Source organism: Brevibacillus sp. HB1.2 (assembly GCF_013332495.1).
Lineage (GTDB): Bacteria > Bacillota > Bacilli > Brevibacillales > Brevibacillaceae > Brevibacillus > Brevibacillus porteri.
The window spans coordinates 246,697-269,106 of record NZ_JABMIU010000007.1 but is presented as its reverse complement, the minus strand read 5'-3'; the positions used below and the strand labels follow the sequence as shown (position 1 = coordinate 269,106).

The window sequence follows — 22,410 nt, the reverse complement described above, 5'->3', positions numbered from 1 at the left end:
GGTAATTTGTCTTCTGTCTCAAACTATATTTTCATCGAATACTCGGAGTGCAAGTCTTTACCAATAGCGATCTGCCAAGCTGCTATAAAAGTGGCTGCTTAACACAACGGTAATTAAGAAAAGTAATTTTTCAAGGTAATCGAGTAGATAAGCACTCCAAAGATCAAGGCAACAATTCCTTGAATTCGGTTCCGATGTTTTAAATGAAAAAATCCTATAGCTAAAAATGAGAATAAAATCCCGAGAATTGCCCATAAGAACTTGTTTTCATTACGTAGTTTTGCTTCTCTAAACAACCAGATACTCATCAAGATACTAATAATCGGTAGAAACATGCAGTAGACCCCTTAAAAATCAAAGTGTTTACAAAATTATACAATACGAGATAGTTCAGGGGAATATGAACAAGTTATCACAACACACGATGTGATAAATGAGGAGGATGCACAATGAAACGAGTGAAAGTTCACTGGAGTTTAACTGCTAGTGTGATGCTTTTAGATGATGCTCTTGAAAGGGCTGGAATCGATTTGCGTAAGGACTATTCAATCGAAGTGGATGAAGACGGAAATTATATTTGCACACAAGAGTGACTTAACATTTCAATCGATTTGATAAATGAAGGGGGAAGGGTTATGCGTGAGATTAAATTTCGGCAATACGTTTGGGAAGACAGCAGCAAATTGAAAGGACAGATGGTTGGGTGGGATACATTGCTTGCAGAGGAATGCGAAGGTTTGAGTGCGGTTTTCAGCATCACTTTCAGCAATGCGAGTCCACTTATGCAATACACAGGTTTGAAAGACAAGAACGGCATGGAGATTTACGAAGGGGACATTAATGAGGCAGGGCATGACGATGGAGCCGTATATCTCGAAGTAGCATACGACCAAGAACACGCCAGGTATGTTTTTATCGAAGTAATGCATCACTTGTTTTGCCTAACGGAATGAAATTTCGACATGTGTCTGCTTGAATAGATAAACCCTTGGGAAGAGGAGATTATGTTTGGAGCAATTTTATTAACGGGACCAATATTTGCGTTCGCTTTGAATGTAATTACTCCCAAAAGAAGTCTCCCTCTTCTATACGGCGACGGACGGGGAGAGACACTTGGCTTGACAAAAAAAGAGCCACAGTAAGCGACTCTCTCATTATAATCTTATTTCCCGTAAGTATTTGTAGCCCAGACAGGATACCAGCCTTTATCAGCGTGCTTTGTGTTATAAACAACTGCATTACCGTCATCTTGAACAACTAGAATGTCGCCAGTGAGGTCAGCTGGCACGTTACTTTTTCCGTAATGGCGTGGAGCCCAATCTTCGGGAGCAAATCTCCATATAGTATAGCCTTTTCCCCTTTCTTGTAAACCAAGAGCTACTGGGAAAGTAAGAGTTTTGGCGAATCCTAAATATTCGGGATAATATGATTTATAATAACCAGTAGCTGGATCAATATAATCAGCATGAAATTTAGCAGTGCCTGAAGCCCAGAGAGACGTTGTGGAATTATTGAAATTCTTATAAAGTACGAGATTTCCATCGTTCTGCATGATGAGGGAATATATACCATTATTCGAGGTTAACACTTGACCTTTTTCGAGTGTTTCACCAACTTTGAGCGTACTCTTTGCAGACGCCGCTGAGACAATGGAGAGCTGAAGAATGAATACCGCAAACAAAATTAATGAGAATTTTTTCATAAAAACCTCTGTTCTAATAGTATTTTAATTCTGGTGCAAAGCTTGTTATAAAGTGGTTGTGAGGAAATATTTACCGATAAAACTAGTGGTGCAAAAGATAAAAGGCAAGGATTGGAAGATGTTTTTCGATTTGTTCGTCCTTCTGATACCTTAGTGGTTTGGCGTTTGGATCGTTTAGGAAGGTATGGTCAGGAATTTTTAGGGTTTATTTAACACAACGTACACTTAAACATTAGCATCAACCTTTCTATGATAATACCAATATATTCCACTATATATGATGTCCATTCTCATTGCTTTAGGAGATATTGTCGAATAGTAGACAAGTGGACGACATTTTAGCAAAAGTGAGAAAAGCAAATGATCCTCTAATCAATAGATTTACGAGGATGATATTTTGCAAATTCCGGAGAGAGTGCTTGGCGAAGTGAAGTGAGTTCATGAGAGTGCAGACCCTTTAGCTTACTGGAAGCATCAAAGTGATTGTGAATATGACATAATCATAGGAAATTTTACGAAAATCCGGAGTTGTTAGAAGCTGTTTAACATAAGAGAAAGTAAGAAAACGAGAGCATGATCGCCCACGTTCACTATGAAGATGGCTTCACTAGGTTTACACAAAACTTTTGATAGACCCTAACCCACCACTGCATTTGTAATCATGTAGACTAATTTTTCCAGACTTTATAAATGGTCTACTTATAGGGGGTATTTATGGATAAACAACAAGTGTATGCTGCTGCCTCAATTATCGAATCTATGTATTATCGGTACCAACATACAAATTGGTTACATCGTCAAATTAGAAATCAAATAATTGCACAAATCTATATCAATTTAGAAGTACCACTTGAAGAAGCTAAAGATATATACCGTTTTGCTATAGAGAACAAAATTCCTAGGGTATGGTATGCACTGATCGAGAGAAGTGAAATAATTGATTTCCCTTCGAGAGAACTTATACCTGAGGCAGTACGTTTTATCAGTAAGGATTCATTGAACGAAATAATTGCTAAAAGACTTCGACTAGATGAAATTGAGGCTTCAGAAGAGAGTGAGGATTGAGTATCCAGGTACATATAAAAACTACTACTGCAGTGTTTAATTCATCGCGAGACCTTCATTTCAATATACCATAGGCACTTCCTCCACTCCCTCTATAGGTTGAGGAGGAAGTGCCTTTTGCGAAGCAAAACAATTGGAAGCAAAACAAAGGCAACCTGGGAACCATATGCACGATGTGGGGTGTTGTTATGTGGAGCGATCAGAACAGCAGGAGAATGAAGCTTTTGACTGTTGAATATAGCCAGTGGATATCTATGGATCACATAACTGCTGTAAAAGCGGATTAAGGAGGGCTCTATGGCAAAGTCAACAACACCTAAAAGGCCGACTAGGGATGAATTTGAGTTAGAGGAATTAGGGAGTCAACTCATTGAAGTGAAAGATGATTGCGACGAAAGAGCGTTAACTATTTGGGGGATGACCGAGAAAGTACGCGGGCGGATCACAGTTCTTGATTCGCGTACAAGGCTAGTTCATGTAGATGAAAACGGAACTATACGGAAAATACCATTCCTGGACATTATGAAAGTGAGTTACGAGTAATTACCAGCGCATATCGCCTTTGTTTTTTTTTACGCTGACGCTGGATGTACATAACGAGCAACACACTAAAGACTGCAAAGTGGTGATTCAGCAAGATTTGTTTTCGTCATAATGAAATCCCGCACTTATTCGAGTGACTACTGCAGTTTGTAGATCCGAAAAACACTGACAAGCACACACAGCCCCTATCCTGGTTAAAAGGTGGGGGCTGTTTGACGCTTGCCAACTAACCGGCCATTTCCCTACTTTACAAGTCCCTTCAAGTAATCCAGGAGCATCGGATAGAAATCCGGCTTGAAGTGAACACCGTTGTCCGCGTAACGGATGTTGTTGGCTCCAAAGAGGGGTGACAAGTCCACGTAATCGACTTTGACTTCATCGGCCAACTGTTCAAGCGCTTGGTTGAAGTCCGGAATGTTCGCATACCGCGGTTCTTGCTTCAGGGCTTCCTCGGTGACTGGCGGGATCGACAGGATGTGGATATTGGCCTTTGGTAGCTTGTTCCGGATGCTACCGATCAGCTGGCGAAAGCGCTCGACGAATTCCTGCTTGTCCGACAACCGCATGTCATTGCTGCCCAGCAGAATGAATACATGCTCCGGTGCCCGGCTAGCGAGTTTCTCGACATTCATGAGGGCGAGAGAGAGCGTCGCGCCGCTCGGGGCAATGACATTCGCCGTATCCACTTTGTTCAGATAGGACAACGCCCCCAGGATGGAATCTCCCAGGAAAACACTGTGCCTGAACGTTGCTTTGTAGGCTTCGTTCGTATCGGCGACCGCCGGACCGCGCGTCTGATTGTCCAAATCCGTTTGCTCCTTCAAATAGCCCAACAGGATTGGATAGAATGCGTTCTTGAAATGAGAGCCGTCTTCATCGTATTGAATCTTGTGCTGCCGGAAAATGGGGGCAAGGTCAATGTAGTCTACTCCCTTCTCCTTCGCCATCTTCTGCAAGGCTGCGTTGAATTCTTCAATCTGCGGGTTCATGGACGCACCGAACGGTGATGCGGCATCTACCGGCGTAATCGACAGCACGTAGACGCGGGCCGCTGGCAGGAGTTCCCTTAGACGATCGACCAGCCTAGTGTATTTCTGTACGAATGTCTTCTTCGCTTCTTCTGACGGTTCCCTGAGATCGTTCTGCCCCATTGAAAGGAACACATGCGAAGGCTTGCGGCCCGCGATCTCTTCGACGTTGTCCAGTGTAGTTTGAACTGTTGCACCCAACCCCCCCATAACGTTCGCTTCAGGCAGCAGGTCATCGTTCGTCAGCCCTCCAATAATGGAGTCGCCTACGAACAAGCTGCTGCCGAACAATTCCTGGACGCTGCCTGAAGGCGCCTGTGTCGTAGCGAGTTGAGTCTGCCGCTTGTCGTCGACCGAGCCGCAGGCGCCGAGGGTCGATAGTATCGCCGCTGACAGTAAAATGCTTACCCATCGTTGTACCATTTTCATGCGCAATATCTCCTTCTTGCAAGATACCCATATCATAGAAGAGAGAAATCAATATCGAGTGCAGACGAGGTCAATATTAGGTGCAGATGAGATCAATATCGTATGAAAATGTAACAAGCAACGTCTTCGTTTGACCTTTCGCGAAATTTATGAAGGATTATTTTCTAAGGTATGCTTCGCTCGCCAGTATTCGTTTGATTTTATTTTAGTTGGCTAGAGAATAACCCGTCCCTGCTTTGAGGAGACGGGTTTTTGCTGTGAAATGTCTATTCGTATCCGGAATTTGCGGGTATACGAAACAAATACTTTATTTGACCACGAGGTACAAGATTATTTTAGTAAATAAAATGATTAAATTTGTACACGCTTAAACAAGCAAAATCGTACACGTTCGCATTGACGTTTATTGGTAATTATGACATATTTTGAGGAAGTGAACCTTTTCAGAAAGGATGATTTTTTGTGAAACCTAATCAAAACCAATTTTATAAGATTGCCAATAAATCTTTCGACGCTGTCGCTGTATTGACTGCTCAGGGTGTCGGATTTCCACTGCTTTCGGTAACGTGGGCTGAGTGGGATACTCAACGATTTATGTTCGTCCCGCTTAATAATAATTATTATGCGATTGTCGATAAATTCGGCGGCAATGTAGCGGATTCTGTAGATACGAAACCCGGACATTGGGTGCTGACGCCGCAGTGGAATGGGGGGGATACTCAACAATGGTTCCTACATGATTTGGAAGGTGGTTACCAAAAAATTAGCAACAAATTATCCGGCTTAGTAATAGATACTTCGTTTCCTAATGTGCTGATGTCGCAGTGGAATGGGGGGGATACTCAACGCTGGCTTCCTGAAGCTGTAGAAAGTTTTACATTACCTTCTGTTCCAACGTATCCAGTACCAGCTGTTCCTCAATATGAGGATATAAATGATACATTACCAGAGTTTACCGAAAAGGTTACAACTCATTATACGCTAGCACCATTTATTGCGGTTGACGATCCTCATTATAAGGATACTCCACAACAAATAAAAACCAATCCCTATTATTTATACGTAAGAAAACAATACTGGAGGCGAGTAGCTTCACATACACTTGCTCCAAATGAAGTACACAAATATTCACAAACCACAGGTATGACGCAGGAAGATCAAAATATGGTGTCAACAACCGTTGGTCATACGATTGGGGCAGACGTAGGATTTCAATTTGGAAAGGAGGATAAGTCGCATTCTTCTGCTAGTCTGTCTTATCAATATACAACGCAACTAGCAACACATGAGAGTCACACAACCACAAAATTGACTGAAGAGACAAAAGAATTGTCAATTGACAACCCGAATCCCTATATTGTCGCATGGTCTAAATATGTATTGGTTTCAGAATATAGTGTACAGCGTTCAGACGGTACACTCGTAAGGGAACCATGGACAGTAACAGATCCAAATACAACACAATCTAGTTACTATCCTCTAACAGCAAAGCTTTTGGATAATTAGAACAGTTACAACAAGCTACCCAGTTCAAGCAATGGTTGGAAGTCCAAAAAACGACATGCCAGAATGTATTCAAGAAATAGCAAACCCGTCCCTGTTTTAAGGAGACGGGTTTGACGAGAACTTTCCCTCATCTAAAGTGAGGGATTTTTTATAGGAGAAAATGGTATTTGGATACAGGTTGATCGAGTTATAATGTTGAACTATTTACATTATATGGTAAAATGCTTTTATAAGGAGTGTGGTTGATTTGATTAAAACATGTCGTAATGTTTTTCTTGTAGGAATTATTTGTTCAATGGCGTTATTTGGTTGCTCTAAGATTTCTGAAACATCTGAAGATAAAACGATAAAAGCTGCTCAATCTAACACTTTGGAGAAAGTAAAAAATGGTCAATTAGAAGGTGTATCAATTGGCATCGGAGCAACAAAAAAAGAGGTGATAGATAAACTGGGAAAGCCAATTGAAGGTAGAAATTCGGAGTATGGATTTAGTGCATATTATGATGGTTTTAATTTTCAATTTGAAGACTATGCCAATTCAATTGATGAAGTGAATGATAATAGTAAAGTCGTCATGATGAATGCAGAGCCAAAGACAGTTGGGCTTACTGGAACACCTGAGGAAATCAAAAAAATCTTGGGAGAACCTTCTCGCGAGTTTATGGATGATGCGGGCGGAGATGCTTTTATATTGGAATATGAAAACAATGGAAATTTACTAATTCTTAAGTTTGATACAAAAGATAGTCCAGTCAAAAATATTACTCTCCGGATTAAATAAGTCAGGTATTCTGGCTTATTTTTTCTTTCATAACAAGTTCAAGATGAGGGAAATTGTCAGTCAAAGTTTATAAACTCATAGCCCGAGGTATTGCCTTGTTTGGCAACAACACGGGCTAGAAAGGCTTAGTTCGAATACAGTTTATTATCTTTAATATCCAATGAATGTCTTATTAATTACCAAAACATAATGGATATGAATGAAGGGAAGTGTTATACCCTAACTAATTATTGTTTTTTTGCTTCTGCTTTCGCTTCTCGATCTATTTCTTCCACATCTTCGTCAGTTAGATGAAACTGTTTTTTTAGGTTTGTTAAAGTTCTATCTTCAGGCTCATTACCATTCAACCACTCATTGAAAGCATCTTCCCCGATATGATCTATCAGTACTTGGTCAATGAAATACTCAGGATTGTCATAATTTTCATGGTTATGGTTGCTATGATCACTTTCATCTGATAATAGGGCAAAACGCTTGAAATCATTTGGCCAAAAATATTCTGGATTGATAGTGTCTGAGAAGTTTGGGTTCTTTTTCCCTTCATTATTTACATCAAAGTGTAAATGGTAACCCCTTCCAGCTTTTTCGCCTGGAGCTCCTGTATTCCCTGATTTACCAATTCTATCTCCTCTGCTAACAACCTCATATTTTTTAACAGAGTAGTTATCTAAATGCAGGTACCTAGTGATCAATTTGTTTCCATTAGGGTCTTCATCGTCATGTTCAATTGTCACATACTTAATTGGGGCGCTTGTATAGATACCAACTGCAATAACCTCACCATCAGCAACTGAATAAACTGACTCTAGTTTTACACCGATATCAATTCCTTTGTGCTTACCACCATCTGGATCTTTGTCTTTATAATTTCCAGTAATATCTTTACTAGTGGTTGGCCACCTCCACCCCAGCGAAGAGTATGGATCATCAGGAGTGGACATAGTTTTTACATCAGTGGCTTGAGCTAAAGAAGTACTACTAATACTTAGTGAAATTACTGTAGTAAGTAATCCCAAAGTAAATCGTTTCATTGATTCAGAAACCTCCTTGTTTTATGCAAAAATGTAAATATTATCAAATTAATTCTAGCATTAATAATATAAAATTCAATATATTTTTATGGTCATTTATTTTTAGATTTCTTAACGGAAGGGTGGATATTTGGTAGCGAATATGCTTTCCCCCGATCATGTACCGTTTCAGCTTCTCTCGAAACACTCCAGCAGCGAGTGCCAGTTCCACAACGAATGCCTGAGCACTCCCCAGAGACCGATTTCGTTTGGCCCGACCATTAAAAATGGAATTGTCCATTTTTCGCGAATGGGGGCTTGAATAATCTTTTGATCCCTTGTCTAAACTGCGGATAGGTCAGTTAATTGAAATTACAAGGTGATTTGAATGAATAAATCCGCAGATATTCTCGAAATTTTAATTCAGCAAATAATAGAGGATGATCGACTGGTTAGAATTGTTGATACCGAGATTACTAGAAAGGATAGAGACGAGAGGGGAGCCTAAGATTGAAAAGTAGTTATCTGTTAATGAAGCAGCCAGATACCTGAACATTTCATCGGACGTGATCTACCTAATGGTACGATAAGGTTCATTACCAGCATCTCGACTCGGATCAATAAGTTCACGAAAATCAGCACTTCGGTTTCAACTCAGTAAATTAAATGATTGGATGGAAGCTGGAGGGGTTCGCGGTCCTGTTTACAAACAAGCATGAAGGAAAGAAATTATTCCATATAGCAAAGCGCACCCAGGAGTTTGATGCCTCACGGGTGCGCTTTTTTTAAAAGAATAGTTCTTTCGAATTTTGCCCACTTAGTTGCCCACTTTTTGCCCACGAAAATTTGAAAGGCTTTGATGTCATTTGAAACAACAGTAGGTGAAATTGTTGATTTTATGCGGTTTCTAGACGGTATTAAAACCGATTGAAAGCCAAGGATATGTTCCGCACACGCGTTCACGATTGGGAGCGCGAGCAATACATGACTGCTTATTAATAAGCGAAACCCCTTGTGCCTGTAGGTGCGAGGGGTTTTTCTTTCAATAAGCTTTTTTCAAATTCGCCACAAAACCAACTTCCTTATTCGAATTCAAAAAAAGCGCATCCGGTTGGGTGTGTTTTATTTGTTGTCAGGAACATGTTCGATGATGTCTTCAATACGGCAGTCTAGGTGATTACAGAGCTTGTCCAACACGTCTAGGGATACATACTCAAAAGTACTAGCGGAAGTATGGGAGCGGGACAAATGGGCGATGTATTGTGTGTGGGAAAGATTCGTTCCAGGTCTGGACATTGGAGGGACACCTTCCGAAGCCAAGGAGGTACTGGAGACTCATGGAATGTAGCCTTGGCGTGCGGGATCTGCTTCGACTGAACAAGTGCAAACGGAATAAAGCGTTCTGATAAGACCCTAACCAGTGCGTTTGCCTCACTCCAAGAAACGATGTAATAAAACGATCTCTCTATATGGCGACAACATTTCTTTTTCTAGGAGCGTAACGAGAGAGGTTGGGACAAAAAAGACGGGTACACAAGCTCAAATATGTTAAAGAGCCATCTATCGTTTCGTACAGTGAACATAACCCAATCCACCCCAATAAAAGTTGGTTTTATGCAGATTCCGTCAAAATGCCAAATATTCTGTGCTCCGAGGCGTGGACCAGTTACGGACCAATTTCGACCAAGCTTACATGTTGTAAGAAATGCTTCTAAGACCGCGTGAGCAAGGTCTGTCTGATTTAAGGGTGAAGTAAAAATGAGTGAATACTTGTACTCCCCTTGGTTCCGAGAGACATTTCAAGCTCTGAGAATACCTTCATTGCTTTTTGTTTAGAAGAAGCCTTTGAATAAACACTCCAGTGAATGTTTTCAAACATAAAAACTCAACTCCGAAAGATGGATTTTTACAAATTTTATCACAATGCTCATTATGTTAAATGACTAAGAAGCCATAAGGGCAGTGTAATAATAAACAAACCATACAAGTATGACAGAACCAAGCAAAAGCCTAAGTTTATAATCTTCGCCTTTTACAATTTTCCTAATAATCGTTGTAAAGTTCACAAAAAAACAAATGGCAAAGAGTGAATTAACTAAAAGAATAAAAGCATCCATATTATCACCTCATTTAAATAATAAATTTGGGAGGATGTATTTACAAATTGTGTAAGGAGGAAGATTACTTTCGTCTTCGAGATTTATCGTTAAAACAGAAGGCTAGTAATTGAGGAGCAAGCCATAAGACAGCTTGAAATAATTACGAGTCCCTTGACGCTAAATGGCTTAAAGAAATATTGATAATCAAGTAGTTTAGCTGAAGCTAGCCAATAGCTCCAAATAGTTGAAAGTAGATTTGAGACTAGTAAGGTGAGTAAGGAACGTTGGAGAAACGCTAGAATTGTGACAAAGGAAAGTACGAGAAAATAACCGTAGATGGTCTTAGTCTGCCAGTCCATAAGCATCCCCAGATATGTAAATGGAACTAGCGATATGGTTAAAAATATGATGATTTTCCTCATAAATACTCACCTCATTCACCATTTACAAGTATTAGATGCTATTTAATAAAAACAAGTAAGTACCAACATTTATTGGTACCGTTCCGTTGTCAGTTAATCAAATTAACATATTAGTTATTTGGTCAAGAGGGCGTAATAAAAAAAGCCTGTACAGCGTACAGGCAAGTTATTGGTTCAACAATGCGAAGATGAATAAAACGATTCCACCGATAGCCATACCGCCAAAAGCAACGTAGGCAAACCATCTTATTGGTGCTGGCATGCTACTTAAATTGGCTTGTTTGCTTGGAAGGCCTTCAATATTGTTCATGTGACTAATTGCACTGTTAAAAGCTTGATTATCGTTGGATGTAATCATGCTGTTCACCTCCAAACATAGTATAGCAAATGTAAAGTGCTTCGGAAGAAAGGATACTTAACAAATCGGAAAAATGAAAAGAAGCCCAAAAATAAGGGCGACTATCGAGCAGTTATCATTAAATAAAGACCACTCAAGCAGATTACAATTGAAACTATTTTGTGCAAAGTTATTTTTTTCATAATACTCACCTATATACAGTATTTTACAAAAAATGCATCACGAAATTTATTTATTTACAAATTGCTCAGGGAGATAAGGAGGGGCTTAATTTGATGAATGACTCAGATAAAGAGCTTTTTATATGCAGAATAAAAAGTCTAATGGATGTTGACGCACTCATTATAGAGACGAAGCAAACGAAAATTGGCAGAGAGTTATGGACTTATCAGAGGAGTTAAGCATTTTTAGGAAGAATGCGTGTTGCGATTTGGAAGTAGTTCAATTTAACAGGATGTGTAATAAGTAAGATCTCTTAATAGAAAAAGCTCTACACTTATGAAAAAGCGTAGAGCGAAAGTTACTATTATTGGGAGTAAACGCTGATTTGACCAGATACCCCAATTATATTACGATTCGGGTCTTTAGTGTCATTTTTAACGTACACGTAATACGAACCGGTGCTTGGAATATCTACAATCTCGTAAAGTCTTGGGGAAAAAGTAGATTGTGTCACATTTACTTTCCCTACAATTGTAATAGTACCATCGTTGTTTAATTTGCGAAGTTGGTATCTAACATCTGAGGAATAATTGTCATCATGTGCAACCTGGTTATCAACTAATAGATATGCTTTTCCTGCATTTAGATTAAAGACTGGGCTATAAACATAGTTTGCATTTGGAATAGAGTATGAAAAGTTAGAAAGGTTCGTAGCTGGAACATTCTGTTGGTTTAATGCTGGAGCTTTCTCTGCTGATGCGGAAGCAGCCCCAGAGAGGATTAGTCCCATTGATAACAGAGGAACTGTAATGATTTTCCTGACTTTACCAAAATCCAATTTACAACACTCCCTATTCTTTATTTGAAATACAATTACCATTATACAGATTAATCATTGCTTTTTACAATATTTGGATAATAAAAGTGTTCAAACTGGTGAGCAGTAATTAGAGCCGATAGGCTTTGGTAATAACGGCAAGTCATTCATGTAGAGGACAAAGAAAAAACAACGTACGACTGGGAATAGTTTTATCACAATTAGTTAGGGAGGTTAGCGGAATGAAATGGACAGCCGGCAGAAGCGGACGAACAGCTCTAAACGTGTTTGGCGAAGATGACAGATGGATCGCAACAGTATACACGGATACACCGGACCAAACATTTCGAACTATCCTAAAGGCACCCGAAATGCTCGAGTTACTGAAAGTGTCAAATGATCCTGAGTCAAAGAAACTCGTGGAGTACATCGAGAGTGGCAGACTTTAACACATCGGTAAAAATGGAAAGAAACCCGTCCTTGATCGACGGGGAAAGTATAGGGTAGTTTCTTATACTTCCAAGCCTAATTTTTCTACGAGAAAGTCTCCATTTTCTATTGTCAGTACGCGTTTTTCATTCTTGTAATCCCAACCATTTTGTAGAGCATGCTTTACTATTTTAGCGCATGTACCTGGCGTACAAAAATTGGCATACCAACTTATCGCCCAAGAAAATGAGATTAAGACGTATGATGTTTTAGTTCTTGCTGGATAGATAGTAAATCTAATGTTATCGCGGTTAAATGTTTGGTCAATAACACAATGAAATAATGAACCATCAACTACCACCTTTTTTACTTCCTTTGTAAACGGCTTAATAGAGTATTCCCCCTCATAATCAGACAGTCTACCATTTGAGATATTTTACCATACGTGATGCTTCTGGGAATATGTTCTGAACTTAGTAAACACAACAAACGAATTGATAAATGAGGGGAGAGAGAGACGTGAAAGTACCAAGGATTTTGCACTACCCCGGCAGCAAATGGAGCTTGGCCGACTGGATAATCGAGCATATGCCAGAACATACCACATATTTGGAACCATACTTTGGATCCGGAGCAATATTACTCAACAAAGAATCATCCGCACTTGAAACGATCAATTATCCGTGATCATCCCGATGATTTAGCAAACAAGGCTAAATGGACCCCCTATAGTCGTAAAGAATACTACAACTCCTACCACGTAGAGGAAGAGGTGGACGAGCTTGAAAGGGCAAGGATGTTTTTGGTTCGGTGCTGGATGGCGAGGGGTGGAAAAACATCTGACAGAACCGGATGGAAGCACAGCATCGACATATCAAAAGCACCCAACAACAGGATGCCTGATCAATGGAGTAAAGTACTGATCGGTATTGACGGTAACGGATAGATTGAAAAGGGTGCAAATAGAACAACAGCCAGCTTTGCAATTGATTGAACGTTATAAAAATACGTATATCCATCTAGCTTGGAGAGACTCTGCATTCAGGATTAGAATCCATCCAATAAAAAGGATCAATATGATTGTCATATGAGAGTGCTCCTTTCGATGGGAATTACGAAAAATGGGGATTTTTGGTTACTCAACACTCAATTTGTTAAATGGGATCAGTAGGCAAGTTTGAAAAAATGCCGGTATCCCGTAAGCAATAGATACCGGCCTCCACTTCTATTCAAGTGTATAGTCGTAGCGAATGAAGCCTTTATGATGAGCAATTTTGTCATAAAGAGCACGAGCAGTGAAATTGTTCTGGCGGGTTTGCCAGTACAGTGCAGAAGCTTTTTGTTCTCGAGCAGCTTGAGCGACCCGTTCTATAAGGGCGCGGGCCACCCCATGTCCGCGAGCAGTTTCGTCAACGAAGAGGTCTTGCAGGTAGCACACATCTTCTTTCCAGACCGTAGGCTGAAAAACGAAGTGGGTGATACCGATCAAGTTTCCATGAAGATGCGCACCGAAACCGAATATTCTATCGCCAATGAGCAGTCGGTTCCAGATCTCGTCGTATGTGGAATCTGGGAGCTCTGTCTCGTAAAATGCTTTGTAGCTTCGAGCCAATACGTCCCAACGCTTGCGATCCTCTGCTCTTAGCGGAGCGATGTCAAGCATGATACTCTTGTTCTTTTTTTCAGCCATTTGAAAATCAAACCTCCTGGTTGTCATCGTTAAAGATTTAATAAGCATATTATCACGAATCTTTCACTTAATAAGGATGCAGAAAATCGTTTCAAGACCAGGTCAGAGAAGGGTTAAGTCAAAATGTTGCTTCTGTAGTTGGAATACTACTGGGGATTGGGGATAAAGAGAGTTTTTAACAAAACATTACGTTTGAAAAAGCGGGGAAAAGATGACTGTTCAAACACCAGTAGTTGAATTTGATCTGTACACCATGCCGATACATGCAGAATTATTCAAGATCGCTAGTCCAGAAAAAAACCTGAATTGTTTGGATTGAGACTGCTTCCGAACGATTCTTCGCTCCCTGAGTTGTTTGTCTGGTGCTACTACTCCAAGTCTCAAAAAAGCTTCATCCATAGTCTCTCTGATGTCTGGAGTGGTTATAACATAGCTGAATTCAAAGAGTATGGCGACAGTATAGAGCTAGCTGAAACCGAGGACTGGACTTGACTATCCGCTTTATTGCTTGCCCATGAGTTTAACGGTAGGTTGCTAAAAACGATGGAGAAACGAAAAGAGTTACCGAAGTTGAATATATTGTCTAGTGAATTGACGCAATAGGAGGGAACGGGATGCCTGAATCAGACAAAATGCCAGATGTATGTAAGAGTTGCCCGGAAAACTACTATTGCAGCTTAAAACCGGATTTGTGGAAATCGAAGCAGAGGAGGAGCAGAACGCAAGCAGGACGTGAGATTAAGTTCGAGGTATTCGATAAGACTATCCCAGGGAATGTAGAGGAAGCCGAAAACAACACGCCATCTGGAAGGCTAGTTCCATGGCATATCGTAAAGGATTCCGACTATCTGAGCATCGGCAACATCTACGAAAATCCTGAGTTGCTGGAGGTGGTCTAAGATGAGAGCAGGACGTGAGTTGGATAGGAAAGTGGCAGATGCACTAGGTTTAACCGGATATATGCCGTGCAATGCGGATGATTGCAAGGCGTGCGATCAAAGGTTTGCCCGGTTCTCTACCTCATGGGAAGGCATGGGCGTGCTGGTGGGGGAAGCTCGAAAGCAAGGAATTTATCTCGACATTTTGCCAAACGAAAAAGTTTACATTGCCGAGGCAAAAAAAATATTGAATAAAACGATCGGCAGTTCAACAAAAAAAGAAGCTCCGCATGCTGGATGCTTGGCTTATCTGAATGCACACGGTATTGCGGTTTAACATAAGAGAAATTGTGATGAGGAGCGAAAAAATGTGACAAGAAGATTATCGAAAAATGGAAAGCCCCCAAGAGGAGGCTTACTCAAGCTAATTGGGAGTGGCACTGCAGCAACTGCCGCTACCACCGCCACCGCCAGGGATCGTAATGCCACCACCCTTAGGGTCACCGCCACCACCAGCAAAAGCAGCTGTAGAAATTGAAAGAATAGATACGGTCAGCAGAGCAACTACAACGAACTTTTTCATGGTTACCACCTCCTTGAAAGGGAATTATGTAAATATTGTAACATTATAGATAATATATGTAAATTGCACTTTTCTGAAAATAGGAAGAGTTAGGAGAGCAATTGTGATGAGGGAGGATTATTATGACAATCTCATATTTGCACTACAAATCAGATGTTGCGGGAAAATAGTACAACCAATTTCTGTGCCGGATGGTCTGACCGCGTTAAAGAGAGACGATTTAGGGACGATAGTACCATCATCTCTGGTTAAAACGAAATTCAAATCGTGGTGATAAAGTTCGTTTAAAGCCAGCTTTTTTGGGTTCTGGTACTTCATGTGTTGCTTTAGATCATCAGCTAACGTTTTGCTCATCCGAATCATTCTAGTTGAGTTGTATGTTTTTGTATCGCAAAATAGCTCACTTTTGTCTTTTGCTTGAAAGTCTAAAGTCTTATTAATACGTATCGTCAGATTTTTAAAATCTATGTCCGACCACTGTAAAGCTCCTGCTTCTCCTTTACGCATACCAGTTTCAATACACTCCTTTTTTTAGGAGCGTAACGCTGGAGGATAGGACAAAACAAGCAGGGAACACAAGCTCAATTATGATAAACAATCAGCTCGATTAGATTAAAAGACATGAACGAAATAGACGAAAAAAAGACCACCCCTCTACCATTTTCATGGTCTTTGGGATAGCCTCTTTTGTAATATCTCACTTAGTCAGGACACATGCATTTAGTGTAGGGTGGAAACCAAAGGCAGGGAGGAGTACATCTAGCTTGGGGTTTACTACCTAACTTTTGAAGAAGTTTTTTAAACATTCCTAATCACCTCCTATTTATGGATGAATTTAACTTTCTATTAAATAGTAACACATGGAGAAGAGTATTTGTATACAGTCTTTTCTGAATTTTCAATGAGTATGCATGAGAAAAAGAAAGAATCAGGATAGTAATATTACCTCTTGCTCATTTTGATAAATGTGGAGACAGGCTGCTCGTGTCAGTGGGTGGAGTCGCTGGAGGTTAAACGCCCGAATATAGAGAGTAGTGTAAGTAATCAATAATATAATTATGTATATGCAAAATCACCAAGCTTCTCTTTATTCTAGTTGGTTAATTAAGAACCCGCCCCTGTTTTGAGGAGATGGGTTATTCTATTAGAACCTGTCTACCTAATCAGAAGTATTGAACGTTTCCGTTTCATAATTTGCCAGAGAATAAATGCGAGTATTAATACCGATTGAAAGCCAAGAACATGTTCTGTACACGCGTTCACGATTGGGAGCGCGAGCAATACATGACTGCTTATTAATAAGCGAAACCCCTTGTGCCTGTAGGTACGAGGGGTTTTTCTATTGTGGAAGCTCTGGTCCGCGCAAATCTACTAGAACATTGTGTCGGGGCTGGGAACGCTGCGGTATTCGAGAGGTATAAAGAACAGCCGGCTGGACAGTTGGCGCTATCGATTGAACAAAATGCTCATTTTGATAAGGCTCCATATGGTTGACTCGAAATGGACTAGAGGCTCTCCATATTGGAACAAGCCTTATGAAGCTTTGCGAATCGTATAATGATTCACCCCGTTCGCACTTCGCCCATCTCTCTTCGCATACACCTGTAACGAATCCAAGATTGCCCACAGACACATTCAGCAAAGCTCTGGAGACCATTTTACATCACAAACAGTTGGACTCGGCATCTCTTTATTTTCTCAGGCTCTTCTTCCGGATATACCAGCCGCGTTTATGAAAGGAGATGGACCTGTAATTCTGGGCCAGTCTGATGATTCGTTTACGAGTAAGTGATGCTGGGTTTGAAGATAAGCTTTTGTTAAGGGAACTTCTTACAACCAGATGACCGGGGTAGTGAGCTTTCACGAAGTTACCGTAAGTTTCGAACTCAGAGAAGCCGGCATAACTCTGCTTATTGGTTTTCTTGATAATCGCCCAGTACCATCTAGTCTTATGCCTAGCCTCAATTTTAGACTTCAGCCGGGAGAGCTTCGATTTGTCGAACAGCATATAGTGGGCAACGAAAGAGCGCGAAGCGGTTGGCTTGGTTCCCATTAATTTCTTATAGGTGCGAAAATACTCGGGACGACTCCAGTTCCGGCAGTAAAAAACGGTTTTCCCGTTGACGAGAAAAACATGAGGGCGGATGAGAATGGTGTCAGCGTCAATCACAAGATAATACCTTTGCTTGGTCAAGTTTCCTCCTGCCAACTTCAACAATTGTTGGAGCAGCCAGCCTGAGCGATTGGTGCGTTTGGTTTGGTAGTGAATGTCTTTTTTTGTAATCGGTAGGACGCGTCTTTCATTGATGAAGGTGCAGTTTTTACGCCGGCAAAGGGCTTGGATTCGTTTGCTTGGTGGCGATACAACCATGATCTTACCGACCGGATGCTTCACTTGCTTACGAATACTGTCAATGACATAGGGAAGAGTACCGAGGTCTTTCTCAATTGCTGGGATCAGGACATCGATTTTAATAGAGCTGTTGAAGGTGCTTTTCGCTGAACGTGTCAACTTCTCAACTCCTTTTCGCTAACCAGTTTCAAGCATATGTGTCTGAACAGGTTGGCCAGAGTGTCCGACTTTCCAGATAGGATATGATTTTCTTCCTTAAGGTGAATATGACAGATATGGAAATCCTGAGAAATGGATGTTTGTCTGAAACTCTCCTCACTTTGTCTCGTCGAAATCGTTGACCTACAACAATGGCAGCTTGACCCGATATCGATGGTACTGGCTGGATAAATACGTTTCTTTGAAGGTAGACCGGAACAGATGGAGCTGGCAGACAACCAGGAGTGCGGTGATGGCCGCGACGAAATCCGACGAAACCGGAAAAAGGCGTTTGTAGGAGGATAGATTGAAAGTCGCTTTCACATTTTAACATTCGGTATAAAAGGAATAACCCTGCAGCAGTTTCTCCACAGGGTTTCCATCGCAGTAGCTGAAAGAATCCAGCCGAGACATTTAAAAAGTTCTTCTAATCACTGGGATTCTACGTGCTCCATTACGAATAAGCCTTTGTGCTCGTTCACGGCTGATTCTAACAAGTACTGAAGTATCGGTTGAATTTTCAACGTCGAAAACTGAGAAAAACCGACCATTAGCGAACAGTACACCTTTAAACTCCACTTCAAATCCAGGCCTAGGCCGTGGACGTGTATTCTGAATAACCGTTCTCATGACACCTGCATTTCGGAGCCTTCGTGCTTGTTCGCGGGTTATGCGGACCGCAAATACTGGGTCAATTTCGACACCAGGTACTTTTGCCTCAACCTCAACAATTAGGAAAAAACGGTTTCCGATAGTTGCAATACTATTTGCTCCAATAAAAATTGGCGGATTCATTGCCATTTTCTTATCACCTCCTTGTACCAAACTATGTTGGAGGTACAGTGGTGGACAAGGGCATCACCACAATTTTCGATTTTTGGTTTTTTGACCAGAAGTATAGAGAGTCCGCAGATGATTTTTCGAGCACTACACCCTGTGCGATGAGGAGGGATCTGGATGACAGATCAGCAGATCATTGAAACACTTGCAACAAAGGTCATGGGGTGGCACAAGGACAAGCCATACTGGTCTGAAAAGCAAGTATGGGTTAAAAGTTCAACCCAATACGACTGGATCTAGAACTGGAACCCACTCCTAAACCTAGCCGATGCGTGGCAAGTGGTGGAGATGCTTCTGGAGGTACTCCACAAGAAGTGATATGCACAGCAGCGGTGGAATTAGTTGCTTAACAAAACGGCAAAAATGAAAAGAAGCCCAAAAACAAGGGCGTCTATCGTGCAACTTTTGTTTTAGCCTGTTGCTTCTTCTTAGCAGTTCGTTTGGCATCCCAATGAAATAACAGGATAGTAATAAGTAAATAAATCGCATTTGCAGTCCAGAAAAATCGGCATAAGAAAAATTATGCATGTAGCAAGTGGATAAAATGGCAATCGAAGCTGAAGAGAAAAACGGATTAATTACCTAATCGGGAGCGGGCAAAACGGTTTATCTGGACTAAAGAGACAAACACCCCGCTACTCAATGGGGCAAGAAATCGATCTGTAGTGTCCACAACCTCCATATAACTTCGCGCACTGTGAATTTGCTACTATAATTAAAATAATTGATAATTTACCTTAATTTGGTATAATTCATTTTGTTTACATCCAAATATTAGGAGGTCTTACAATGAAAAAGAAGTTCATGTCTATTAGCCTTGCTACCTTATTAGTATCATCGTTTACATCTAATACGGTATTTGCTGCAAATCAGCAAGCAGAAGTTGTCGTTGAATACAGTAATGATACCAAGTGGACGAGCGCGGTAAGTGGGCAACATCAATATGGCCGAGTTACATTGATTTCGGAAGGTACTGGACTGGCTGGGGCTTTTGTATGGAAGAAATGTGCAGGAGACATTGACTATGTGGATACACAGATTCAACTTGGTACAGACTCTAGCTACAAACAAGATAGCACTAACGTATACATGCAAGGCGGATGCACGTACAAACTCGAAGTAAAAAACTATAGCACTAATAAGGCAAAAGGGTATATTCGAAACTGGGACTAATCCGTATCTCGTCAAAAAGGACCATGAGGTTGACACATCCAAATTGAGTCGATCTCATGGTCTTTATTATTGATTTACCGCGTTTCAGATTAGTAATTCACATCGAGCGGAAGAGAGCCAGCAAGTTGTACGGTGAAGTTCAGCTTGAGTTCGTATTCGTGGACTCACCTTTGTATATCGGCGCCATGGTTTGATTGTAAACAAGACAAAATGTAATTTGCCGGATTGTAAAACGTGCTTGGCAAGTATCGTCCAGGTCGTGCCATTTATTAAGTGGTCGGATATCTCCGGCTCGTCGTCCTTTTCGTGGTCATCATCAAAATCGCCGTAACCGCGTGGAGCTCGCCTGGAACCATAGTAAAAATAATGGACTGATCGTTCCTGAAATGTTATACTGCTTCTACAGTTAAGGAGGAATCATTATCGGACGTTCAAAAGAGTTTGACAAGGAACACGTACTTTATAAGGCAATGTTAGTTTTTTGGGAAAAAGGTTACGAAGCCACAAGCATACCGGATTTATTAAAAGCAATGGAATTAAGCAGATCAAGTTTGTACGAAACCTTTGTAGACAAAGAGACGCTTTATGTTGAAGCGATACAACATTACAAAAAAATAAGTCAGAAAAAAAGAGATCTGTTGGTATATGCGTCGTCTGCGAAAGCTGGAATCCGGCAGTATTTTGATCAGCATATCACTTCCGCATTTGATGAGGATTTGCCTAAAGGATGCATGATTACTAACGCAACGCTTGGCTTGGATTCACCAGATGAACAACTACGTAAATTGATACGAGACGGTTTCGAGGAATTGGAACATGCCTTTTATGAACTTCTAAGTAAAGGACAGCAGACGGAAGAAATTGACAAAAATAAAGATATAAAGGCTCTATCACACCTATTACTTAACCTAAATCATAGTATCAATGTAGTATCCAAGGTGAAAACTGACAAAAAAATTATTTATGACATGATGAACACTGTTATTGAGATGCTATAAACAAAATTTTTTTAATGTTACTGGAACGATCGTTCCGGTAATGATGACTACTTCCACAAAAAGGAGCGTTAACGATGAGTTCAATCGAAGGTGAAAAAATGGAAAAGCCTTTTTCGGCGTGGATGATATTCATTCTGGCTGCCGCATGCGGACTAATCGCCGCTAATCTCTATTATGCGCAGCCTTTAGTGGGTCCGATTAGTTCGGCAATTGGGTTATCTTCTGAGGCAGCTGGCTTAATCGTCACACTTACCCAAATTGGTTACGGAATTGGATTATTATTTATCGTACCCTTGGGAGATTTACTTGAAAACCGAAAACTTGTTGTAATGTCATTGTTCCTCACTGCAATAGCTTTGGCGCTTGCAGCAGTAGTCAAAAGCGCTGGCCTTTTTCTCACTGTTTCACTGTTTATCGGGTTGGGATCAGTTGCGGCTCAGGTACTTGTACCTTACGCTGCGCACCTTTCGCCAGATGCTACGCGCGGCCGCAATGTGGGGAATGTCATGAGTGGTTTGTTACTCGGTATCATGCTTGCTCGTCCCATTTCAAGTATGGTGGCGGAGTTTTTGGGCTGGCGAGCAGTCTACTATTTATCCGCCATAGCGATTCTTGTGTTGGCTCTTTTATTGGCGATGGTGCTTCCTGCAAGACAGCCGTTGAACACCACACGGTACCCGGCACTTCTGGGTTCTATGTTGCATTTACTCAAAACGACACCAATCCTGCAACGTAGAGCCATCTACCACGCATGTGTGTTCGCAACTTTCAGTTTGTTCTGGACAACGGTTCCGCTGTTATTGACCAGTCCGATTTTCCATTTTTCACAAAAGGAAGTTTCCCTGTTTGCATTGCTTGGAGTATCTGGGGCGGTAGCTGCACCAGTGGCAGGCCGTCTTGCCGATAGAGGCTGGGCTCGATCAGCCACAGGATTAGCGTTAGCTTTCGTTATTATTTCTGGAATTCTACCTCTTGTAATCCACGGCAGTTCAACTTCCGCAATAGTAATATTGGTGATTTCTGCCATTCTATTGGACATGGGAGTTTCAGCAAATCTGGTTCTTGGCCAGCGTGCCATTTTCTCATTGGGAGCAGAATTTCGAAGCCGGCTTAATGGTTTATACATGGCAATCTTTTTTGCTGGTGGTGCTATAGGCTCTGCGACAGGTGGATGGGCATATGCTATGGGTGGCTGGAAAGCAGCCTTGTTGAGTGGAATAGCTTTACCGGTCATTGCGTTGATTTATTATACGACAGAGAAAAAGTAATTTAAGTCCGCACAGAACGACTGTCAGCGCCAGAATAGGAGCCGTAAGATAAAACGATCAAGGTTTTGAAAAGTGGGG

Annotated in this window: 28 protein-coding genes; 16 read left to right on the top strand and 12 right to left on the bottom strand. The window is 41.0% G+C overall.

Annotated elements, in window-relative coordinates:
• Positions 1–449 precede the first annotated feature (449 nt).
• Positions 450–593 (top strand): hypothetical protein, encoded by a 144-nt coding sequence (locus tag HPY28_RS18370; protein WP_017252604.1) that lies wholly within the window; start codon positions 450–452, stop codon positions 591–593.
• A 42-nt stretch (positions 594–635) separates the two neighbouring features.
• Complete coding sequence (locus tag HPY28_RS18365; protein ID WP_174231107.1) at positions 636–953, top strand: YopX family protein; 318 nt, start codon at positions 636–638, stop codon at positions 951–953.
• A 209-nt stretch (positions 954–1,162) separates the two neighbouring features.
• Here the strand turns inward: HPY28_RS18365 and HPY28_RS18360 are convergent, their stop codons facing one another.
• Entirely contained in the window at positions 1,163–1,702 is a 540-nt protein-coding gene (locus tag HPY28_RS18360) for a hypothetical protein (protein WP_174231106.1), read from the bottom strand.
• 66 nt (positions 1,703–1,768) lie between these two features.
• Between HPY28_RS18360 and HPY28_RS30505 the strand changes: the two genes are divergently transcribed.
• The 3 genes from HPY28_RS30505 (at position 1,769) to HPY28_RS18345 (ending at position 3,310) form a co-directional block, all read left to right on the top strand.
• A complete protein-coding gene (locus HPY28_RS30505; protein WP_173621437.1) occupies positions 1,769–1,915 on the top strand; it encodes a recombinase family protein in 147 nt (48 codons plus the stop codon).
• A 501-nt stretch (positions 1,916–2,416) separates the two neighbouring features.
• Entirely contained in the window at positions 2,417–2,767 is a 351-nt protein-coding gene (locus HPY28_RS18350; RefSeq protein WP_017252601.1) for a hypothetical protein, read from the top strand.
• A 297-nt stretch (positions 2,768–3,064) separates the two neighbouring features.
• The gene (locus HPY28_RS18345) at positions 3,065–3,310 is read left to right on the top strand and encodes a YolD-like family protein (RefSeq protein ID WP_174231105.1); all 246 of its coding nucleotides are present in this window, start codon (positions 3,065–3,067) and stop codon (positions 3,308–3,310) included.
• Between the two features lie 242 nt (positions 3,311–3,552).
• Here the strand turns inward: HPY28_RS18345 and HPY28_RS18340 are convergent, their stop codons facing one another.
• On the bottom strand, positions 3,553–4,767 hold the full coding sequence (locus tag HPY28_RS18340) for a GDSL-type esterase/lipase family protein (protein ID WP_174231104.1): 1,215 nt from the start codon (positions 4,765–4,767) through the stop codon (positions 3,553–3,555).
• Between the two features lie 462 nt (positions 4,768–5,229).
• Between HPY28_RS18340 and HPY28_RS18335 the strand changes: the two genes are divergently transcribed.
• Together HPY28_RS18335 and HPY28_RS18330 are read left to right on the top strand one after the other, a co-directional pair.
• Entirely contained in the window at positions 5,230–6,273 is a 1,044-nt protein-coding gene (locus tag HPY28_RS18335) for an RICIN domain-containing protein (RefSeq protein WP_174231103.1), read from the top strand.
• 238 nt (positions 6,274–6,511) lie between these two features.
• Entirely contained in the window at positions 6,512–7,054 is a 543-nt protein-coding gene (locus HPY28_RS18330; RefSeq protein ID WP_173623648.1) for a DUF4309 domain-containing protein, read from the top strand.
• Positions 7,055–7,281: 227 nt separating this feature from the next.
• Here the strand turns inward: HPY28_RS18330 and HPY28_RS18325 are convergent, their stop codons facing one another.
• The 4 genes from HPY28_RS18325 to HPY28_RS18310 form a co-directional block, all read right to left on the bottom strand.
• Positions 7,282–8,085, bottom strand: coding sequence for a M23 family metallopeptidase (locus tag HPY28_RS18325; RefSeq protein WP_173623647.1), 804 nt, complete (start codon positions 8,083–8,085; stop codon positions 7,282–7,284).
• Positions 8,086–9,186: 1,101 nt separating this feature from the next.
• Positions 9,187–9,360: a helix-turn-helix domain-containing protein gene (locus HPY28_RS18320; protein WP_082192269.1), complete on the bottom strand. Its 174-nt coding sequence runs from the start codon at positions 9,358–9,360 to the stop codon at positions 9,187–9,189.
• A 1,391-nt stretch (positions 9,361–10,751) separates the two neighbouring features.
• Entirely contained in the window at positions 10,752–10,943 is a 192-nt protein-coding gene (locus HPY28_RS18315; protein ID WP_174231102.1) for a hypothetical protein, read from the bottom strand.
• A 526-nt stretch (positions 10,944–11,469) separates the two neighbouring features.
• Positions 11,470–11,943, bottom strand: a complete 474-nt coding sequence (locus tag HPY28_RS18310; RefSeq protein WP_017252590.1) for a hypothetical protein — start codon at positions 11,941–11,943, stop codon at positions 11,470–11,472.
• A 221-nt stretch (positions 11,944–12,164) separates the two neighbouring features.
• Between HPY28_RS18310 and HPY28_RS18305 the strand changes: the two genes are divergently transcribed.
• Positions 12,165–12,371 carry a hypothetical protein gene (locus HPY28_RS18305; protein WP_017252589.1) on the top strand — a complete coding sequence of 69 codons (207 nt, stop codon included), beginning with the start codon at positions 12,165–12,167 and terminating at the stop codon, positions 12,369–12,371.
• A gap of 62 nt (positions 12,372–12,433) precedes the next feature.
• Here the strand turns inward: HPY28_RS18305 and HPY28_RS18300 are convergent, their stop codons facing one another.
• Complete coding sequence (locus tag HPY28_RS18300) at positions 12,434–12,712, bottom strand: hypothetical protein (protein WP_017249215.1); 279 nt, start codon at positions 12,710–12,712, stop codon at positions 12,434–12,436.
• A gap of 140 nt (positions 12,713–12,852) precedes the next feature.
• Between HPY28_RS18300 and HPY28_RS30950 the strand changes: the two genes are divergently transcribed.
• Positions 12,853–13,038 carry a DNA adenine methylase gene (locus HPY28_RS30950; RefSeq protein WP_371813503.1) on the top strand — a complete coding sequence of 62 codons (186 nt, stop codon included), beginning with the start codon at positions 12,853–12,855 and terminating at the stop codon, positions 13,036–13,038.
• Positions 13,016–13,297, top strand: coding sequence for a hypothetical protein (locus tag HPY28_RS30945; protein WP_371736769.1), 282 nt, complete (start codon positions 13,016–13,018; stop codon positions 13,295–13,297). The genes HPY28_RS30950 and HPY28_RS30945 overlap by 23 nt, the downstream gene beginning before the upstream one ends.
• 279 nt (positions 13,298–13,576) lie before the next feature.
• Here HPY28_RS30945 and HPY28_RS18290 read toward each other — a convergent pair whose 3' ends face one another.
• Positions 13,577–14,041, bottom strand: a complete 465-nt coding sequence (locus tag HPY28_RS18290; protein WP_173623646.1) for a GNAT family N-acetyltransferase — start codon at positions 14,039–14,041, stop codon at positions 13,577–13,579.
• Between the two features lie 614 nt (positions 14,042–14,655).
• Between HPY28_RS18290 and HPY28_RS30260 the strand changes: the two genes are divergently transcribed.
• Positions 14,656–14,940: a YopX family protein gene (locus tag HPY28_RS30260; RefSeq protein WP_217444831.1), complete on the top strand. Its 285-nt coding sequence runs from the start codon at positions 14,656–14,658 to the stop codon at positions 14,938–14,940.
• Position 14,941: 1 nt separating this feature from the next.
• Positions 14,942–15,256 (top strand): hypothetical protein, encoded by a 315-nt coding sequence (locus tag HPY28_RS18280; protein WP_173623645.1) that lies wholly within the window; start codon positions 14,942–14,944, stop codon positions 15,254–15,256.
• Between the two features lie 87 nt (positions 15,257–15,343).
• Here HPY28_RS18280 and HPY28_RS18275 read toward each other — a convergent pair whose 3' ends face one another.
• From HPY28_RS18275 to HPY28_RS18260, 4 genes are all read right to left on the bottom strand, one after another.
• Complete coding sequence (locus HPY28_RS18275; RefSeq protein ID WP_017249211.1) at positions 15,344–15,502, bottom strand: hypothetical protein; 159 nt, start codon at positions 15,500–15,502, stop codon at positions 15,344–15,346.
• A gap of 120 nt (positions 15,503–15,622) precedes the next feature.
• The gene (locus HPY28_RS18270; protein ID WP_174231101.1) at positions 15,623–16,009 is read right to left on the bottom strand and encodes a site-specific integrase; all 387 of its coding nucleotides are present in this window, start codon (positions 16,007–16,009) and stop codon (positions 15,623–15,625) included.
• Positions 16,010–17,192: 1,183 nt separating this feature from the next.
• A complete protein-coding gene (locus HPY28_RS18265; protein ID WP_174231100.1) occupies positions 17,193–18,014 on the bottom strand; it encodes a DUF6492 family protein in 822 nt (273 codons plus the stop codon).
• A 453-nt stretch (positions 18,015–18,467) separates the two neighbouring features.
• On the bottom strand, positions 18,468–18,854 hold the full coding sequence (locus HPY28_RS18260) for a hypothetical protein (protein ID WP_017249208.1): 387 nt from the start codon (positions 18,852–18,854) through the stop codon (positions 18,468–18,470).
• A 156-nt stretch (positions 18,855–19,010) separates the two neighbouring features.
• On the opposite strand from HPY28_RS18260, the gene HPY28_RS30750 reads away from it, so the two are divergent.
• The 4 genes from HPY28_RS30750 (at position 19,011) to HPY28_RS18245 (ending at position 22,332) form a co-directional block, all read left to right on the top strand.
• The gene (locus tag HPY28_RS30750; RefSeq protein ID WP_017249207.1) at positions 19,011–19,133 is read left to right on the top strand and encodes a hypothetical protein; all 123 of its coding nucleotides are present in this window, start codon (positions 19,011–19,013) and stop codon (positions 19,131–19,133) included.
• Positions 19,134–19,682: 549 nt separating this feature from the next.
• Complete coding sequence (locus HPY28_RS18255) at positions 19,683–20,066, top strand: hypothetical protein (protein ID WP_017249206.1); 384 nt, start codon at positions 19,683–19,685, stop codon at positions 20,064–20,066.
• Between the two features lie 470 nt (positions 20,067–20,536).
• On the top strand, positions 20,537–21,064 hold the full coding sequence (locus tag HPY28_RS18250; protein ID WP_017249205.1) for a TetR/AcrR family transcriptional regulator: 528 nt from the start codon (positions 20,537–20,539) through the stop codon (positions 21,062–21,064).
• A gap of 74 nt (positions 21,065–21,138) precedes the next feature.
• Complete coding sequence (locus HPY28_RS18245) at positions 21,139–22,332, top strand: MFS transporter (protein ID WP_174231099.1); 1,194 nt, start codon at positions 21,139–21,141, stop codon at positions 22,330–22,332.
• Positions 22,333–22,410: the final 78 nt, after the last annotated feature.

Coding starts and splice junctions, on each gene's coding strand:
- HPY28_RS30260 (WP_217444831.1), top strand. CDS start 14,656: ATGCCTGAATCAGACAAAATGCCAGATGTATGTAAGAGTTGCCCGGAA.
- HPY28_RS18260 (WP_017249208.1), bottom strand. CDS start 18,854: ATGGCAATGAATCCGCCAATTTTTATTGGAGCAAATAGTATTGCAACT.
- HPY28_RS18280 (WP_173623645.1), top strand. CDS start 14,942: ATGAGAGCAGGACGTGAGTTGGATAGGAAAGTGGCAGATGCACTAGGT.
- HPY28_RS30750 (WP_017249207.1), top strand. CDS start 19,011: ATGACAGATCAGCAGATCATTGAAACACTTGCAACAAAGGTCATGGGG.
- HPY28_RS18325 (WP_173623647.1), bottom strand. CDS start 8,085: ATGAAACGATTTACTTTGGGATTACTTACTACAGTAATTTCACTAAGT.
- HPY28_RS18245 (WP_174231099.1), top strand. CDS start 21,139: ATGAGTTCAATCGAAGGTGAAAAAATGGAAAAGCCTTTTTCGGCGTGG.
- HPY28_RS18370 (WP_017252604.1), top strand. CDS start 450: ATGAAACGAGTGAAAGTTCACTGGAGTTTAACTGCTAGTGTGATGCTT.
- HPY28_RS18305 (WP_017252589.1), top strand. CDS start 12,165: ATGAAATGGACAGCCGGCAGAAGCGGACGAACAGCTCTAAACGTGTTT.
- HPY28_RS18340 (WP_174231104.1), bottom strand. CDS start 4,767: ATGAAAATGGTACAACGATGGGTAAGCATTTTACTGTCAGCGGCGATA.
- HPY28_RS18270 (WP_174231101.1), bottom strand. CDS start 16,009: ATGCGTAAAGGAGAAGCAGGAGCTTTACAGTGGTCGGACATAGATTTT.
- HPY28_RS18250 (WP_017249205.1), top strand. CDS start 20,537: ATGTTAGTTTTTTGGGAAAAAGGTTACGAAGCCACAAGCATACCGGAT.
- HPY28_RS18365 (WP_174231107.1), top strand. CDS start 636: ATGCGTGAGATTAAATTTCGGCAATACGTTTGGGAAGACAGCAGCAAA.
- HPY28_RS18360 (WP_174231106.1), bottom strand. CDS start 1,702: ATGAAAAAATTCTCATTAATTTTGTTTGCGGTATTCATTCTTCAGCTC.
- HPY28_RS18275 (WP_017249211.1), bottom strand. CDS start 15,502: ATGAAAAAGTTCGTTGTAGTTGCTCTGCTGACCGTATCTATTCTTTCA.
- HPY28_RS18320 (WP_082192269.1), bottom strand. CDS start 9,360: ATGTCCAGACCTGGAACGAATCTTTCCCACACACAATACATCGCCCAT.
- HPY28_RS18255 (WP_017249206.1), top strand. CDS start 19,683: ATGAAAAAGAAGTTCATGTCTATTAGCCTTGCTACCTTATTAGTATCA.
- HPY28_RS30950 (WP_371813503.1), top strand. CDS start 12,853: ATGAGGGGAGAGAGAGACGTGAAAGTACCAAGGATTTTGCACTACCCC.
- HPY28_RS18350 (WP_017252601.1), top strand. CDS start 2,417: ATGGATAAACAACAAGTGTATGCTGCTGCCTCAATTATCGAATCTATG.
- HPY28_RS18345 (WP_174231105.1), top strand. CDS start 3,065: ATGGCAAAGTCAACAACACCTAAAAGGCCGACTAGGGATGAATTTGAG.
- HPY28_RS18315 (WP_174231102.1), bottom strand. CDS start 10,943: ATGATTACATCCAACGATAATCAAGCTTTTAACAGTGCAATTAGTCAC.
- HPY28_RS18290 (WP_173623646.1), bottom strand. CDS start 14,041: ATGGCTGAAAAAAAGAACAAGAGTATCATGCTTGACATCGCTCCGCTA.